At 62.2% G+C, this 13780-nt stretch carries 13 protein-coding genes; 7 read left to right on the forward strand and 6 right to left on the reverse strand.

Annotation, left to right across the window (positions count from 1 at the left end; genetic code table 11):
* Nucleotides 1-91 precede the first annotated feature (91 nt).
* Complete coding sequence (locus tag INQ47_RS09870) at nucleotides 92-1762, forward strand: FMN-binding glutamate synthase family protein (protein ID WP_404701594.1); 1671 nt, start codon at nucleotides 92-94, stop codon at nucleotides 1760-1762.
* 151 nt (nucleotides 1763-1913) lie between these two features.
* Here the strand turns inward: INQ47_RS09870 and INQ47_RS09875 are convergent, their stop codons facing one another.
* The 3 genes from INQ47_RS09875 to aguA form a co-directional block, all read right to left on the reverse strand.
* Nucleotides 1914-3233 (reverse strand): OprD family porin, encoded by a 1320-nt coding sequence (locus INQ47_RS09875; RefSeq protein WP_252461655.1) that lies wholly within the window; start codon nucleotides 3231-3233, stop codon nucleotides 1914-1916.
* Nucleotides 3234-3929: 696 nt separating this feature from the next.
* Nucleotides 3930-4127: a hypothetical protein gene (locus INQ47_RS09880; RefSeq protein ID WP_252461657.1), complete on the reverse strand. Its 198-nt coding sequence runs from the start codon at nucleotides 4125-4127 to the stop codon at nucleotides 3930-3932.
* A 193-nt stretch (nucleotides 4128-4320) separates the two neighbouring features.
* The gene (gene aguA / locus INQ47_RS09885; RefSeq protein ID WP_404701595.1) at nucleotides 4321-5427 is read right to left on the reverse strand and encodes an agmatine deiminase; all 1107 of its coding nucleotides are present in this window, start codon (nucleotides 5425-5427) and stop codon (nucleotides 4321-4323) included.
* A gap of 277 nt (nucleotides 5428-5704) precedes the next feature.
* On the opposite strand from aguA, the gene rfbC reads away from it, so the two are divergent.
* The 4 genes from rfbC to INQ47_RS09905 are packed head-to-tail and all read left to right on the forward strand — an operon-like array spanning nucleotide 5705 to nucleotide 9964.
* Nucleotides 5705-6250 (forward strand): dTDP-4-dehydrorhamnose 3,5-epimerase, encoded by a 546-nt coding sequence (gene rfbC, locus INQ47_RS09890; protein ID WP_014589349.1) that lies wholly within the window; start codon nucleotides 5705-5707, stop codon nucleotides 6248-6250.
* A gap of 41 nt (nucleotides 6251-6291) precedes the next feature.
* On the forward strand, nucleotides 6292-8106 hold the full coding sequence (locus tag INQ47_RS09895) for an ATP-binding protein (protein ID WP_404701596.1): 1815 nt from the start codon (nucleotides 6292-6294) through the stop codon (nucleotides 8104-8106).
* Nucleotides 8103-9509, forward strand: coding sequence for a sigma-54-dependent transcriptional regulator (locus tag INQ47_RS09900; RefSeq protein ID WP_404701597.1), 1407 nt, complete (start codon nucleotides 8103-8105; stop codon nucleotides 9507-9509). Before INQ47_RS09895 ends, INQ47_RS09900 begins: the two co-directional genes overlap by 4 nt.
* The gene (locus INQ47_RS09905; RefSeq protein ID WP_404701598.1) at nucleotides 9509-9964 is read left to right on the forward strand and encodes a YiiD C-terminal domain-containing protein; all 456 of its coding nucleotides are present in this window, start codon (nucleotides 9509-9511) and stop codon (nucleotides 9962-9964) included. Before INQ47_RS09900 ends, INQ47_RS09905 begins: the two co-directional genes overlap by 1 nt.
* A 160-nt stretch (nucleotides 9965-10124) precedes the next feature.
* On the opposite strand, the gene cysQ is transcribed toward INQ47_RS09905, so the two are convergent.
* Together cysQ and nudE are read right to left on the reverse strand one after the other, a co-directional pair.
* Nucleotides 10125-10943, reverse strand: a complete 819-nt coding sequence (cysQ, locus tag INQ47_RS09910; RefSeq protein WP_252461661.1) for a 3'(2'),5'-bisphosphate nucleotidase CysQ — start codon at nucleotides 10941-10943, stop codon at nucleotides 10125-10127.
* Nucleotides 10940-11506 carry an ADP compounds hydrolase NudE gene (gene nudE / locus INQ47_RS09915; RefSeq protein ID WP_003255794.1) on the reverse strand — a complete coding sequence of 189 codons (567 nt, stop codon included), beginning with the start codon at nucleotides 11504-11506 and terminating at the stop codon, nucleotides 10940-10942. The genes cysQ and nudE overlap by 4 nt, the downstream gene beginning before the upstream one ends.
* Before the next feature lie 64 nt (nucleotides 11507-11570).
* Between nudE and yrfG the strand changes: the two genes are divergently transcribed.
* Complete coding sequence (gene yrfG, locus INQ47_RS09920; protein WP_021782608.1) at nucleotides 11571-12233, forward strand: GMP/IMP nucleotidase; 663 nt, start codon at nucleotides 11571-11573, stop codon at nucleotides 12231-12233.
* Nucleotides 12234-12331: 98 nt separating this feature from the next.
* Here yrfG and lysM read toward each other — a convergent pair whose 3' ends face one another.
* On the reverse strand, nucleotides 12332-12772 hold the full coding sequence (gene lysM, locus INQ47_RS09925) for a peptidoglycan-binding protein LysM (RefSeq protein WP_404701599.1): 441 nt from the start codon (nucleotides 12770-12772) through the stop codon (nucleotides 12332-12334).
* Between the two features lie 173 nt (nucleotides 12773-12945).
* On the opposite strand from lysM, the gene fdhD reads away from it, so the two are divergent.
* A complete protein-coding gene (fdhD, locus tag INQ47_RS09930; RefSeq protein WP_404701600.1) occupies nucleotides 12946-13776 on the forward strand; it encodes a formate dehydrogenase accessory sulfurtransferase FdhD in 831 nt (276 codons plus the stop codon).
* The last annotated feature ends 4 nt before the right edge of the window (nucleotides 13777-13780 follow it).

Consider the following 13780-nt stretch of genomic DNA (forward strand, 5'->3'; position numbering starts at 1 on the left):
AATCAGGTAACAGTCTTTTACCGATTACCCAGGTTTTCCGTCCCCTGCGTTTGCCTATCCTAGGCCCGGTCATCCTGCCTGCGATGGACCCATGAAACACTCTCTTCCCAGCCGCTACGCCTGCTTCGTACTCTGCCTTGTCTTCACCTTCGCCAGCCTGCCCCTGCTGCACCAGCATGCCTGGCTGTGGCCGGTAACACTGATCACCGCGCTGCTCAGCCTGGTCGGCCTGAATGACCTGCGCCAAAGCCACCATGCGGTGCGACGCAACTACCCGATCCTGGGCAATATCCGTTACCTGATCGAAACCATCCGCCCGGAAATCCGCCAGTACCTGATCGAAGGTGACGACGACAAGCTGCCGTTCTCCCGCTCGCAACGCTCGCTGGTCTACGCCCGCGCCAAGAACGAAAGCGCCGAGAAAGCGTTCGGCACACTCAACGACGCCTACAAACCTGGTTTCGAGTTCATCAGCCATTCCATGCTGCCGGTGGCCACGCCAGACCCGGCCTCGTTCCGCATTGCCATCGGCGGGCCGCAATGCCGAATGCCCTACTCGGCCTCGATCTTCAACATCTCGGCGATGAGTTTCGGCGCCCTCAGCGCCAACGCCATCGCCGCGCTCAACCGCGGCGCGCGCATGGGCCGGTTTGCCCATGACACTGGCGAAGGCAGCATCAGCCCGTACCACCGTGAGCACGGCGGCGACCTGATCTGGGAAATCGGCAGCGGCTATTTCGGCTGCCGCACCGAGGACGGTCGTTTCGATCCACAGCGCTTCGCCGAACAGGCCCGCTCGGCACAGGTGAAGATGATCGAGATCAAGCTCAGCCAGGGCGCCAAGCCTGGCCACGGCGGCATTTTACCGGGGCACAAGGTCAGCCCCGAAATTGCCGAGACCCGTGGCGTACGCGCAGGCGAGGACTGCATCTCACCGGCCGCGCACAGCGCCTTCCGCACACCAGTGGAACTGCTGCAGTTCGTAGCCAGCCTGCGCGAGCTTTCGGGCGGCAAGCCCGTGGGCTTCAAGTTCTGCCTGGGCCACCCATGGGAGTTCATGGGCATTGCCAAGGCCATGCTCGCCACCGGCATCACCCCTGACTTCATCGTTGTCGACGGCAAAGAAGGCGGCACCGGCGCGGCACCTCGCGAGTTCAGCGACAACATGGGCGTGCCAATGCGCGAAGGCCTGATGTTCGTGCACAACACGTTGGTCGGCCTGAACCTGCGCTCCAGCATCCGCATTGGTGCGGCGGGCAAGATCGTCAGCGCCTTCGACATTGCCAGCGTATTGGCCATCGGCGCTGACTGGGTCAACTCGGCACGCGGTTTCATGTTTGCTATTGGCTGCATTCAGTCGCAGAGCTGCCACACCAACAAGTGCCCGACCGGCGTGGCCACCCAAGACCCTCTGCGCCAGCGTGCCCTGGTGGTGCCAGACAAAGCCGAGCGGGTGGCCAGCTTCCACCGCAACACACTTCACGCGCTGGCCGAGATGTTGGCTGCCGCAGGCCTGGAGCACCCTTCGGAGCTCAGGCCCAAGCACCTGGCACGGCGCATCAGCCCCAGCGAAATCGGGTTGTTTTCGGACTTGCACACATTTCTCAAGCCGGGGGAGCTACTTAGTGGCTCGATCGAAAGCGAGTTTTATGCACGGATGTGGCGGATGGCGCGTAGCGACAGCTTTGCACCGGAGACGGGGGACACTGCAACACGAACTGTGGCATCAAGACTGCGCCACGAAGAGACTGAACCTGCATGACAAACATGACTGGGGCTGCCCTGCAGCCCTTCGCGGGCGTGCCCGCTCCCATAATTTGCAGCGCCATCGAAGGCGGCGCTTTACCTGTGGGAGCGGGCAAGCCCGCGAAGGGCCGCAGCGCGGCCCCAGCTTTCATGCAAAGAACTGCGGATCAGAAGATGCTGATCGGGTACTCGACGAATACGCGGACTTCGTTGCCGTCGTCGTTGTAACCGTTCTGCTGCACGGCGTTGTTGGTACGCAAGAACGAGCTACGCAGTTTGATCGACAGGTCCTTGGCCGGGCCGTCCTGCACCACGTAACGGATCTGGTTGAAGATCTCGCGCTCTTTACCTTCGCCGAAGCCTTGCGGGTTGGCGACGTTACGGGTGTTGATGTTGTCACCCACCACGTAAGCCAGCTTGTAGGTCAGGCCCGGAATGCCGTAGGCACCGAAGTCCAGGCCGTAGCCCAGCTGCCAGGAGCGCTCGTCTTCGGCGTTGAAGTCGGACCAGTACGAGTTGGCCAGGTAGATGGTGGAACCACCGTCACCCACGCCACCGGCGTTCTGGTAGAAGCCGTAGTTGTAGCCAGTGCTGCCGGTGCTGCGCTGGTGAGCGAGGGTGAACGAGTGCGCACCGTACGCATAGGTGGCTGCAAGGCTCCAGATGGTGTTGGAGTCGCCGTTCAGGCCTGCGGCTTTTACGTACTTGTTGTTGATATCCGACTTGTAGCCGTTGAAGTCCAGGGTCAGGGACTGGTCGCTGGCGATCGGGAAGACGTAGTTCAAGCCCAGGTAGTGCTTCTTCATCACGTCTTCGTTGTCGGCGGTGTACAGCGAAGCGGTGAAGTTGTCGGTGAACTTGTAGCTGGCACCGAAGACGTTGATCGACTTCAGGCCACCACCATCACGGCGCTCGGCGCTCTTGCGCGCTTCCTGGGTGAAGCGGCCAGCGTTCAGTTCCAGGCCCTGGATCTCTTTGGAGGTGATCAGGGTGCCGGTGAAGCTTTCTGGCAACAGACGTGCATCGTCGTACTGCAGCACTGGCAGTGCTGGCATCTGGTCACCGTACTTCAGCACGGTGTTGGAAATGCGGAATTTCACTGCAGCACCACCACGGGCCAGGTTGTGCGGCGAGCTGGCGTTGCCTTCGGCATTGGTGGTTTCGTGCGGTTTGAAGAAGTCGACACCGCCGCCACCGTTGTGACCTTTGCCGCCATCCAGGCGCACGGCGTACAGGCCGAATGCGTCAACACCGACGCCAACGGTGCCCTGGGTGAAGCCGGAGGAGAAGTTGGCGATGAACGCCTGGCCCCATTCGATCTGGTCGTCGGTGCCATGCTTCTTGTCACGGTTGATGTAGGCGTTGCGCAGAAGGACGTTGGCGTGGCTGTCCTCGATGAAACCCTTGCTGTCAGCCTGGTCATTGGCCTGAGCCTGGGTCGCGGCGATCATCGCCAGGGCGAGCAGGCTGATCCTGGTTTTCAACATGTTGTTTTCCTTATTTCTTAATCAAAAACGCGCTGCAATATGACGCCAGGAACCAACGCCCCTTCGTAGGTTCGACGCTATGCGGATCCAGCCGGGCGGGCCTACCGGTAAGTTCACGGCGGCCCTTGGCAGCAGCCTGGCCAAAACCATGGCCAGCAGGCGTTGGCCGAATCCTAGCCGTGTGCGATTACAAATGTCAAAAAGTCGTGAAATGCAGGTTGATACAACCAAAATTATCGGCCTGCCTGGTGCATTTCCATGCAGGTTTGCGCTATCAGCAGACAATTTATCTTGTGTGGGAAATTGCCTTTTGATCGAACGGACAATTTCCTGAGAACAGGGTCAGCAAGGCTCAGGAGCAAGATCGCCGCTCGACCATCGAAGCGTAGGTCGGCAGCACAATGGTCCGATGACGGTGTCCGACGGGGTATCGGACCCATGACTGGGATGAGCGGGCGGTATTGAGCAACATTGCCGACAAGACCTATTACAGCTCGGCGACCGGCGCGGCGCAGTTTCAGGTGGGGGACCCGCGTAGCCTGGTGGTGACAGGTAGCTACAGCTTCAGATATTTGTTGCCTGTACCTGCCTCTTCGCGGGCACGCCCGCTCCCACATGATCACCACATGTCTCGAAACCTGTGAAATATCTGTGGAGCGGGCATACCCGCGAAGAAGCAGGTACAGCTGCAATCAATCAGTGCCACACCGCCATCAGCGCCTGCATCTCTGCTTCGCTGATCAAACCTTGGGGGTATCGCCCGGCAAGCAGACGTCGTGGGTCGGTCGTCCTGACCCTGATGCTTCCATGGTGTTTCAACCACTTCGCCACAAACCTGAGCGATTGGCGATCAACTGCCGATGGGCGCAAAGCCGACTCACTTGCTGCATTCATGTCCACACGTACTCCCTGGCCCGTGAGTGGCTAATTTACGTAGGTATTGTTACAGATCCAAGGCGCGGCCTGGCCGTGCCATCTCGCTATCTGTTTGAAAAACAATACAAAACGTATGCCAGCTCGGCCTCCGGGCGTCGCCCACGCAAAAAAGAGGCCCGTCATGTGACGGGCCTCTTTATCCATTATGCGCTCAGCGCTTGACCGGCGCCGGCTGCTGTTGGGTCAGGCAGTGAATGTTGCCGCCACCCAAGAGCAGCTCGCGGCCCGGGATCATCACCACCTCATGGTCGGGGAAGATCCTTGCCAGGATCGCTCTGGCTTCGGCATCTGCCGGGTCGTCGAAGCTTGGGGCAATGATGCCACCGTTGACGATCAGGAAGTTCACATACGAACCCGCCAGGCGCACCGACGGGTCACGCTCCTGGCTGCCGGCGACCTGGTCGACACCGGCGCACTCTTCGGCAGTGGCGAACAGCGGGCCCGGGATCGGCATCTTGTGCACGATGAACTCGCGGCCCTTGGCGTCGCGGGTGTTCTTCAGCACATCCATGGCCGCGTGGCAGCGCGCATAGTTGGGGTCGTTGGAATCATCGGTCCAGGCCAGTAACACTTCGCCCGGGCGCACGTAACAGCAGAAGTTGTCGACGTGGCCGTCGGTTTCGTCGTTGTACAGGCCATCGGGCAGCCACACCACGGTGTCGACTGCCAAGTGATCGCGCAGCACCGCTTCGATCTGCTCGCGGCTCAGGTGTGGGTTGCGGTTGCGGTTGAGCAGGCATTCCTCAGTGGTGATCACGGTGCCTTCGCCGTCTACGTGGATCGAACCACCTTCAAGCACAAAGCCTTCGGTCTGGTAGCGCTGGCAGCGCTCCATTTCCAGCACCTTGGCGGCCAGTTCCTCGTCGCGGTTCCAGGGTGCGTACAGGCCGCCATCAAAGCCGCCCCAGGCATTGAAGCCCCAATCTACACCGCGTACTTCGCCATGGTCGTTGATGACGAAGGTCGGACCGGTGTCACGCACCCAGGCATCGTCGTTGCTGATTTCAACCACACGAATGTTCGGCTGGTCGAGTTGGCGTCGAGCGTTTTCGTACTGCCCGGCGGAGGCTGCGACGGTCACAGGTTCGAAACGGGCAATGGCCTTGGCCAGGGATACGTGGGCAGCCTGCGCCGGCTTGCCGCCCAGGCGCCAGTTGTCCGGGCGCTCCGGCCAGACCATCCATACCTGAGTTTGTGGGGCCCACTCGGCGGGCATGTGGAAACCATCGGCACGGGGCGTGGAGTTGAGGGTTTTCATGGGTGACCTCTGTGATGGCCCTGAGCCGGATGTGCTGGGGCGTTTGTCAATTTATAACCGATATATATCGATATTTGAAGTCCGAAAACCTAAGAATGCCGCGCCATTCGGCGAATTTAAACCGATAACAATCGACACTTATTAGGACTCCTCTGGTGAAAGGAGCGGCCTGCTGTCTACCATAGCCATCACTTATGCATCCTGTTACAGCTACGCGCGGAAATTTCCGGCAAGGCCGACTAGGGTCAATACTTGAGCGACGGGCCAGCGAGCCGCTATGAACATCATTCCTACAGCAATCCCTGAAGTACTGATCATCGAGCCAAAGGTGTTCGCTGACAGCCGTGGTTTCTTTTTCGAAGCATTCAACGCCCGTGAGTTCTCACAGCAAACCGGCGTGAACGTGGCGTTCGTCCAGGACAACCACTCGCGCTCCATCAAGGGCGTGCTCCGTGGGCTGCACTACCAGGTGGCAAACACCCAGGGCAAACTGGTGCGCGTGGTACACGGGGAGATCCGCGATATCGCCGTGGACGTACGCAAAAGCTCGCCAACATTCGGCAAATGGGTCGCGGTGCACCTGTCGGCCGACAACCATCGCCAGCTGTGGATTCCACCTGGCTTCGCCCACGGTTTTGCAGTGATGAGTGAATCGGCCGAGTTCCTCTACAAGACTACCGACTACTACAACCCGGGCGCCGACCGCTGCATCCGCTGGGACGACCCCCAGCTGGACATCGACTGGGGGCTGCAGCAGCCACCGCTGTTATCGGACAAGGACAAGGTGGGCCTGCCATTGGCAGAGGCGGAACTGCTGCCTTAACTAGCGCATAATTGCGTCAGACTTTTCTGGCGCATTTCGTGATGATTGCAAAACCCACGCCCCCACGCCGTCCCCGCTGGCGCAGCCTGGCCCTGCTGGCGCTGAGCCTGGCCCCATTGCTGTGGCCCCTGCATCACTTGGCCGAGCGCTATTACCAGGATGAGCTGGCCTCGCAGAACCGCCAGACACTCGACCTGTATGTCGCCAACCTGCTCGGCACCCTGCACCGCTACGAGACCTTGCCGCAAATTCTCGGCGACCTGCCCGCGCTGCGAGGCGTGCTGGCCGACCCGTTCCGCCTGGAAGCGGTGACCAACGCCAACCGCCTGCTCAAGGACATCGTGCAGCAGACCGGTGCCGAGGTGATGTACCTGATGGACGTCAGCGGCAACACCTTGGCCGCCTCGAACTGGGACAAGCACGACACCTTCGTCGGGCGAAACTTCGCCTTCCGCCCCTACTTCAACGAAGCCATGGCCGGCCACTTGGGCCGCTTCTTCGGCCAGGGCACCACCTCGGCCAAGCGCGGCTACTTCTTTGCCGCAGCCGTGCGGGACCGCGAGCGAATCGTCGGCGTGCTGGTGGTCAAGGTCGATCTCGACCACACCGAAACCCTGTGGGGTCGTACGCCCGAGCAGCTGTTGCTGACCGATCAAAATGGGGTGGTCATCCTGACTTCGCGGCCCGACTGGCGCTTCCGTGCTACCCGCACGCTGACCGACGCCGAGCGCCAGGCCATCATCGCCATCCAGCCCTATCCGACTCAGGCCCCACAGCCGCTGGCGCTCAATCCGCAGGCCTGGATCACCCAGACCCGCGACATCAAGGAAACCGGCTGGCAAGTCAGCATCCTCGCCCCGCGCACGCTGGTTGATCGCTCGGTGCAGACGGTAATGGCCATCGGTGCCGGTACACTGCTGGTACTGATGCTGCTGGCCGGCCTGGTGATGCAACGGCGGCGCCATTACATCGACCGCATCGACTTCGAAGCCCGTGGCCGCCAGGAACTGGAAAAGCGCGTGGCCGAACGTACTGCCGATCTTGAAGGCCTGAACACCCGCCTGAAAAATGCCGTACTGGAGCGCGAAAACGCTCAGCAGGAGGCGGTGCGCGCACAGGACGAACTGGTGCAGGCCGGCAAGCTGTCGGTTCTCGGCACCATGTCGGCCAGTATCAGCCATGAGTTGAACCAGCCTCTGGCCGCCATCCGCAGCTACGCAGAAAACGCCGAGATCCTGCTCGACCACCAACGTACCGAAGACGCCCGCGGCAACCTCAAGCTGATCGGCGAGCTGACCGGGCGCATGGCCTCGATCATTGCCCACCTGCGTGCATTCGCCCGTCGTGACCGCCATGCCCCAGAGAGCGTGGCCTTGCAGCCGGCCCTGGACGATGCCCTGGCGCTGCTGGCCAAGCGCCGCCGGGCGATGGCCGTAGAACTGATCCGCGACCTGCCGGAAGCCACCTTGTGGGTACAGGCCGGCGAAACCCGCCTGCGCCAAGTCCTAGGCAACCTGCTGGCCAATGCCCTCGACGCCCTGACCGAAAAAGCCAACCCGCGTCGCCTGTGGCTAAGTGCCGAGCAGCGTGATGACTGCGTCTACCTGTACATCCGTGACAACGGCCCCGGTTTCAGCCGCCAGGCCCTGGAGCACGCCAAGGAGCCGTTCTTCACCACCAAGACCCGTACCCAGGGCCTTGGCCTGGGCCTGGCGATCTGTGAAAGCCTGATGCGCGCCCTGGGCGGTGAACTGCTGCTGGCCAACCACCCGGAAGGTGGCGCAATGCTGACGCTCCAGCTGCGTGTGGCCGCGTCTGGCGCTACTTTGCCCAATTCGGAGGACCCCTCGGCATGACCACCGAGACACTGATCGACAGCCGAGCCCAGGTCATCCTGGTGGACGATGACCCCCACCTGCGCCAAGCCTTGAGCCAGACTCTGGACCTGGCCGGGCTCAAGGTAATCGCCCTGGCTGAAGCTCAAGGCCTGGCCGAGCGTATCGAGGCCGACTGGCCAGGCGTGGTGGTCAGCGACATCCGCATGCCGGGCATCGATGGCCTGCAGTTGCTGGAACAACTGCACGGCCGTGACAGCGAGCTGCCGGTGTTGCTGATTACCGGCCATGGCGATGTGCCGCTGGCGGTGCAGGCGATGCGCGCCGGGGCTTATGACTTCCTGGAAAAACCTTTTGCCACAGACGCTCTGCTCGACAGCGTACGCCGCGCCCTGGCCTTGCGCCGGCTGGTGCTGGACAACCGTAGCCTGCGTCTGGCACTGAGCGACCGCCAGCAGCTGGCAACCCGCCTGGTCGGCCATTCACCGGCCATGCTGCGCCTGCGCGAGCAGATCAGCGCCTTGGCCGGCACCCGTGCCGATGTGTTGATTCTGGGCGAGACCGGCGCTGGCAAAGAGGTGGTGGCTCGCGCCCTGCACGACCTGTCCAGCCGCAGCGAAGGGCCGTTCGTGGCGATCAACGCCGGCGCACTGGCCGAGTCGGTGGTCGAGAGCGAGCTGTTCGGCCATGAGCCCGGTGCGTTCACCGGCGCGCAGAAGCGCCGTATCGGCAAGTTTGAATTTGCCAACGGCGGCACGCTGTTCCTCGACGAAATCGAGAGCATGAGCCTGGATGTGCAAGTGAAGTTGCTGCGCATGCTGCAGGAGCGGGTGGTCGAACGCCTGGGCGGCAACCAGTTGATCCCGCTGGATATCCGCATCATAGCCGCCACCAAGGAAGACCTGCGTCAGTCTGCTGACCAAGGGCGATTCCGCGCGGACCTGTATTACCGCCTGAACGTGGCGCCGCTGCGTATTCCGCCCCTGCGCGAACGCGGGGACGACATATTGGTGTTGTTCCAGCATTTCGCCGATGCGGCCAGCCAACGCCACGGCCTGTCGCCGCATGCGCTGCAGCCAACGCAACGCGCCCTGCTGCTGCGTCATGACTGGCCAGGTAACGTCCGCGAGCTACAGAACGCCGCCGAGCGTTTCGCCCTTGGCCTGGAACTGGCACTGGATGGCCAGGCACCCTCGGCAGCAGCACCGACAGCGCCCATGCTGAGCGGTAACCTCAGCGAGCAGGTCGAGCAGTTCGAACGCTCGCTGATCGCTGCCGAACTGGCCCAGCCACACAGCTCCATGCGGAGCCTGGCCGAAGCCCTGGGTATCCCCCGCAAAACCCTGCATGACAAGCTGCGCAAGCACGGCTTGAACTTCGACGGCGGCAGCGGCGGGCATGATGATCAAGAGGACAACCGTTAATGAGCACCGATAGCCAGTACCTGCAGTCCGTACTGCACAGCGACATCCCCTTGACCCGCGAAATGGGCCTGGAAGTGATCGATTGGCAGCAGCACACCCTGCGCCTGCAACTGCCGCTGGCGGCCAACGTCAACCACAAAAGCACCATGTTCGGTGGCAGCCTGTACTGCGCAGCAGTGCTGGTGGGTTGGGGGTGGTTGCACTTGCGCCTGCGTGAACTGGGGATCGGTGACGGGCACATCGTTATCCAGGAAGGGCAAATCAGCTACCCGCTGCCAGTGACCGGCACGGCGGTGGCGCGTTGTGCCGCGCCGGACGAGAAAACCTGGGAGCGGTTCCTGACCCTGTACCAGCGGCGTGGGCGGGCACGGTTGACGTTGGAGACCACGGTGAGCAATGACGGCAGTGACGAGCCAGCGGTGAGGTTCAGCGGCCAGTACGTCTTGCACCGCTAGCCCAGCAGCCGCTGAAAGCAACCGCGCTGCACAAAACCCAAAGGCTGGCGCAAAACCTGTGGGAGCGGGCAGGCCCGCGAACACCGGCGAAGCCGGTGCCATTCACCGCGGTGCCTGCTTCGCGGGCTCGCCCGCTCCCCCAGGGTAGGGTGAGACTCCGTCAGATCAGGCTCAGGAAGGCCTGGCGCCATGCAGCATTGGCGGGCAAGGCCAGGAAATACGGGTTAAGCAACGACTCGCGCGGCGGATACCGGAATGGCAAGCCATCCAGCCCGATCACCTCGCCGCAGGCCCCTTCCACCACGCCTTGCGCCGCTGCAGTATCCCACTGCGAAGTCGGCGCCAGGCGCGGATAACAATCGGCGCTGCCCTCGGCCAACAGGCAGAACTTCAACGAGCTGCCGATATTGGCTAGCTCCAGCTCTCCCACCGCAGCCCCAAGCCCGGACAACAGCGCTTCCTGTTCCGCGCTGGAGTGCCGACGGCTGGCAACTACGGTAAAACGCTCGCCCTCCGGTGGTGCGATGCGTACCTGGATCGGTTGGGCGGCCTCGCCGGCATCAGCACGCCAGGCTCCCAGGCCGCGCCCACCGAAGTAGCAGCGCCCATTGGTCGGCATCGACACCACGCCAAACACCACTTCGCCGTTCTCGACCAGGGCGATGTTGACCGTGAATTCTTCACTGCCAGCAATGAACTCCTTGGTGCCATCCAGCGGGTCGACCAGCCACCAGCGGCTCCAGCGTTGGCGCTCGGCCAGCGGAATATTGCAGTCCTCTTCAGACAGCACCGGAATCTGCGGCGCCAGCGCCAGCAGGCCATCGGCAATTACCCGGTGCGCTGCCAGGTCGGCGGCGGTAACCGGCGAGTCGTCGGCCTTGTTGGTCACTGCTACATCGGCGCGCCAGAATGGCAGGATCGCTTCGCCTGCCGTCAGCGCCAGCTTGACCACTTCTTGCATCAGTTTCAGGTCGGTCATAGCTCCAGCAGCCCCCGCTGAATCAGCAGGTCACGGGCCAGGTACAGCGCCGCCAAGGCGCGACCCTCGGTGAACTGCGGATGCATGGCCAAGGCCGACAACTCACGCAGGTTGACCTTGTCGACCCGCATCGGCTCGGGCTCATCGCCTTCCAGGCGCTCTTCGTACAGGTCGCTGGCCAGCACCACCTGAATCTTCTGGCTCATGTAGCCCGGCGACAGCGACAGTTCCGTCAGGTGCTCCAGCTGGCGTGCGCCAAAACCGGCTTCTTCCTTGAGCTCCCGGTCAGCTGCCGCCAGCACGTCTTCGCCCGGCTCGATCAGGCCCTTGGGCAAAGACAGCTCGTATTCATCAGTGCCACCGCAGTATTCCTCCACCAGCACAGCGTGCTCGGCATCGAGCATGGCCACGATCATCACCGCGCCGTAGCCGTTACCCCGGCCCACCAGACGCTCATAGGTGCGCTCGGCGCCATTGCTGAAGCGCAACTGTACGGCTTCGACGCGGAACAAGCGGCTGCTGGCGACAATTTCGCGGCTGAGTACGGTGGGTTTCTGGCGCATGGGGCGGCTCCTTGGCGTGAACGGGTTACTATACCGTGGCTTGCCGACTGATCGAGAGTTTCCCATGCCTGTTCTTCCCTGGTCTGCCATCGATACCGTCCTGCTGGACATGGATGGCACCCTGCTCGACCTGCATTACGACAACCGCTTCTGGCTGGACCACCTGCCTCAGCGCTATGCCGAGCTGCACGGTGTAAGCCGGGCCATGGCGGAAATGGAGCTGCAACCGCTGTTCGAACGCAATGCCGGCACATTGAACTGGTACTGCCTGGACTTCTGGAGCCGCGAGTTGCGCCTGCCCATTCGCGAACTGAAGCGGGAAATTGCCGACCTGATTGCCCTGCGCCCGGATGCCGATACCTTTCTGGCGGCGATTCGCCAGGCCGGCAAGCGTGTCGTGATGATCACCAATGCCCACCGAGACTCGCTGTCGCTGAAGCTGGAACGGGTGGAGCTGGCACCGTACTTCGAGCGGCTGATCAGCTCGCACGACTATGGCTACCCGAAGGAAAGCCCGCAGTTCTGGGATGCCTTGCAGGCGGATATCGGCTTCGAGCCGGAGCGCAGCCTGTTCATCGACGACACGCTGGCGATTCTGCGCAGTGCACGGCGCTTTGGTGTGGGGCACTTGCTGGCGGTGCGCCAGCCCGATAGCCAGGCACAACCACGAGATACCGAAGAGTTTGCAGCGGTCGAGGATTACCGGGCGTTACTGGAAGGCCTGTGAGGCCCCATTCGCGGGCAGGCCCGCTCCCACATTCACTGCTGGCGCTGTAGCTGTGGGAGCGGGCGCGCCCGCGAAGAGGCCTGTACAGACTTTAGCGATCAGTCAGGAATACGCAGCACCTGCCCCGGATAGATCTTGTCCGGGTGCTTGAGCATCGGCTTGTTAGCCTCGAAAATCTTGTTGTACTGGCCGGCATTGCCATACACGACCATGGCAATGGCTGAAAGTGTGTCGCCCGATTTCACAGTAACGAACCTTGCCGCCTGGACTATCGGCCCGGTCACGGTGATCTGGTCCTCGACACTGGCCACGCCACTGATGTTGCCCGCCGCCAGAATGATCTTCTCCTTCTCTTCCTGGCTGGCCACTTCACCCTTGAGGATGATCTTGTCTCCTTCTACAGTGGCGCTAATGTTCGGGTTGCCCAGGCCGACAGCTTCCACGTGTTTCTTAAGCTGCTCTTCGGCATTGGAGTTGCCAGGGGTCAGCAGGTCGATCAACTTCTCGCCGGCTTCCTTCACGAAACTGAACAGGCTCATTGCGCTCTCCTTGTTGACGAAACCTCGGACACAGGAGTCTAGGCCAGCTTTACCACTCTCGCCCTGTGCGACCAATCGACGCGGTCTATCAAGGCATAGACCCTAGCGATTAGACGCCGCCGGCCCGCACGCCTAGGCTTGTGCTATCAGAAAGCCGCCGGTATTCAGCCCCGATGAACAGCAAGCCTCCGGTCTGCGCGGCCTCATCGCCTTTGTCCATGCCAGCCGCCAGCAACACCTACGATTACGTCCAGCTCAGCGATGCCAAACGCGACAGCACCCCGCTGGCCGAGGAAGTGGCCCTGGCCATTGTCTATAACGGCCTCAACCAGGCGGTGATGCTGGTCAGCCCTACCGATCTGGAAGACTTCGCCGTCGGTTTCAGTGTCGGCAGCGGCATTGTCGAAGGCACCGCAGAAATCTACGACCTCAAGCTTTCCGGCAGCGGCGCGGCAATGTACGCCGACCTGGAAATTTCCAGCCGGGCGTTCTGGAACCTGAAAAACCAGCGTCGCCAACTGGCCGGCACCAGTGGTTGCGGCCTGTGCGGGGTCGAAGCCCTGGAGCAGGCGCTGCCAGATCTGGCCGTGTTGCCGGGTGCGCCCCTGCCCCCGGCCCAGTGGCTGGTCGGCCTGCGCGAGCGCATCGACGCCTTCCAGCCACTGGGCCAGCATTGCGGCGCCGTGCATGCAGCACTGTTCATGGACCGCCAAGGCAAACTGCTGCTTGGCCGCGAAGACATCGGCCGGCATAACGCCCTCGACAAACTGATCGGCGCCCTGCTGCGACAGCGCATCGACAGCCAGGGCGGCCTGGCGATTGTCACCAGTCGCTGCAGCCTGGAGCTGATCCAGAAGGTGCTGCGTGCCGGCATCCAGACCCTGGTCAGCCTGTCAGCGCCCACCGGCCTTGCCCTGCAATGGGCGCGCAAACACAACCTCAACCTTATCCACTTGCCCAAGCACAGCGCACCGCGGGTCTACAGCCCAGCGGCGGAGTCGTAACAGT

It is taken from the genome of Pseudomonas sp. 3HC3 (assembly GCF_044904505.1).
Taxonomy (GTDB): domain Bacteria; phylum Pseudomonadota; class Gammaproteobacteria; order Pseudomonadales; family Pseudomonadaceae; genus Aquipseudomonas; species Aquipseudomonas putida_Y.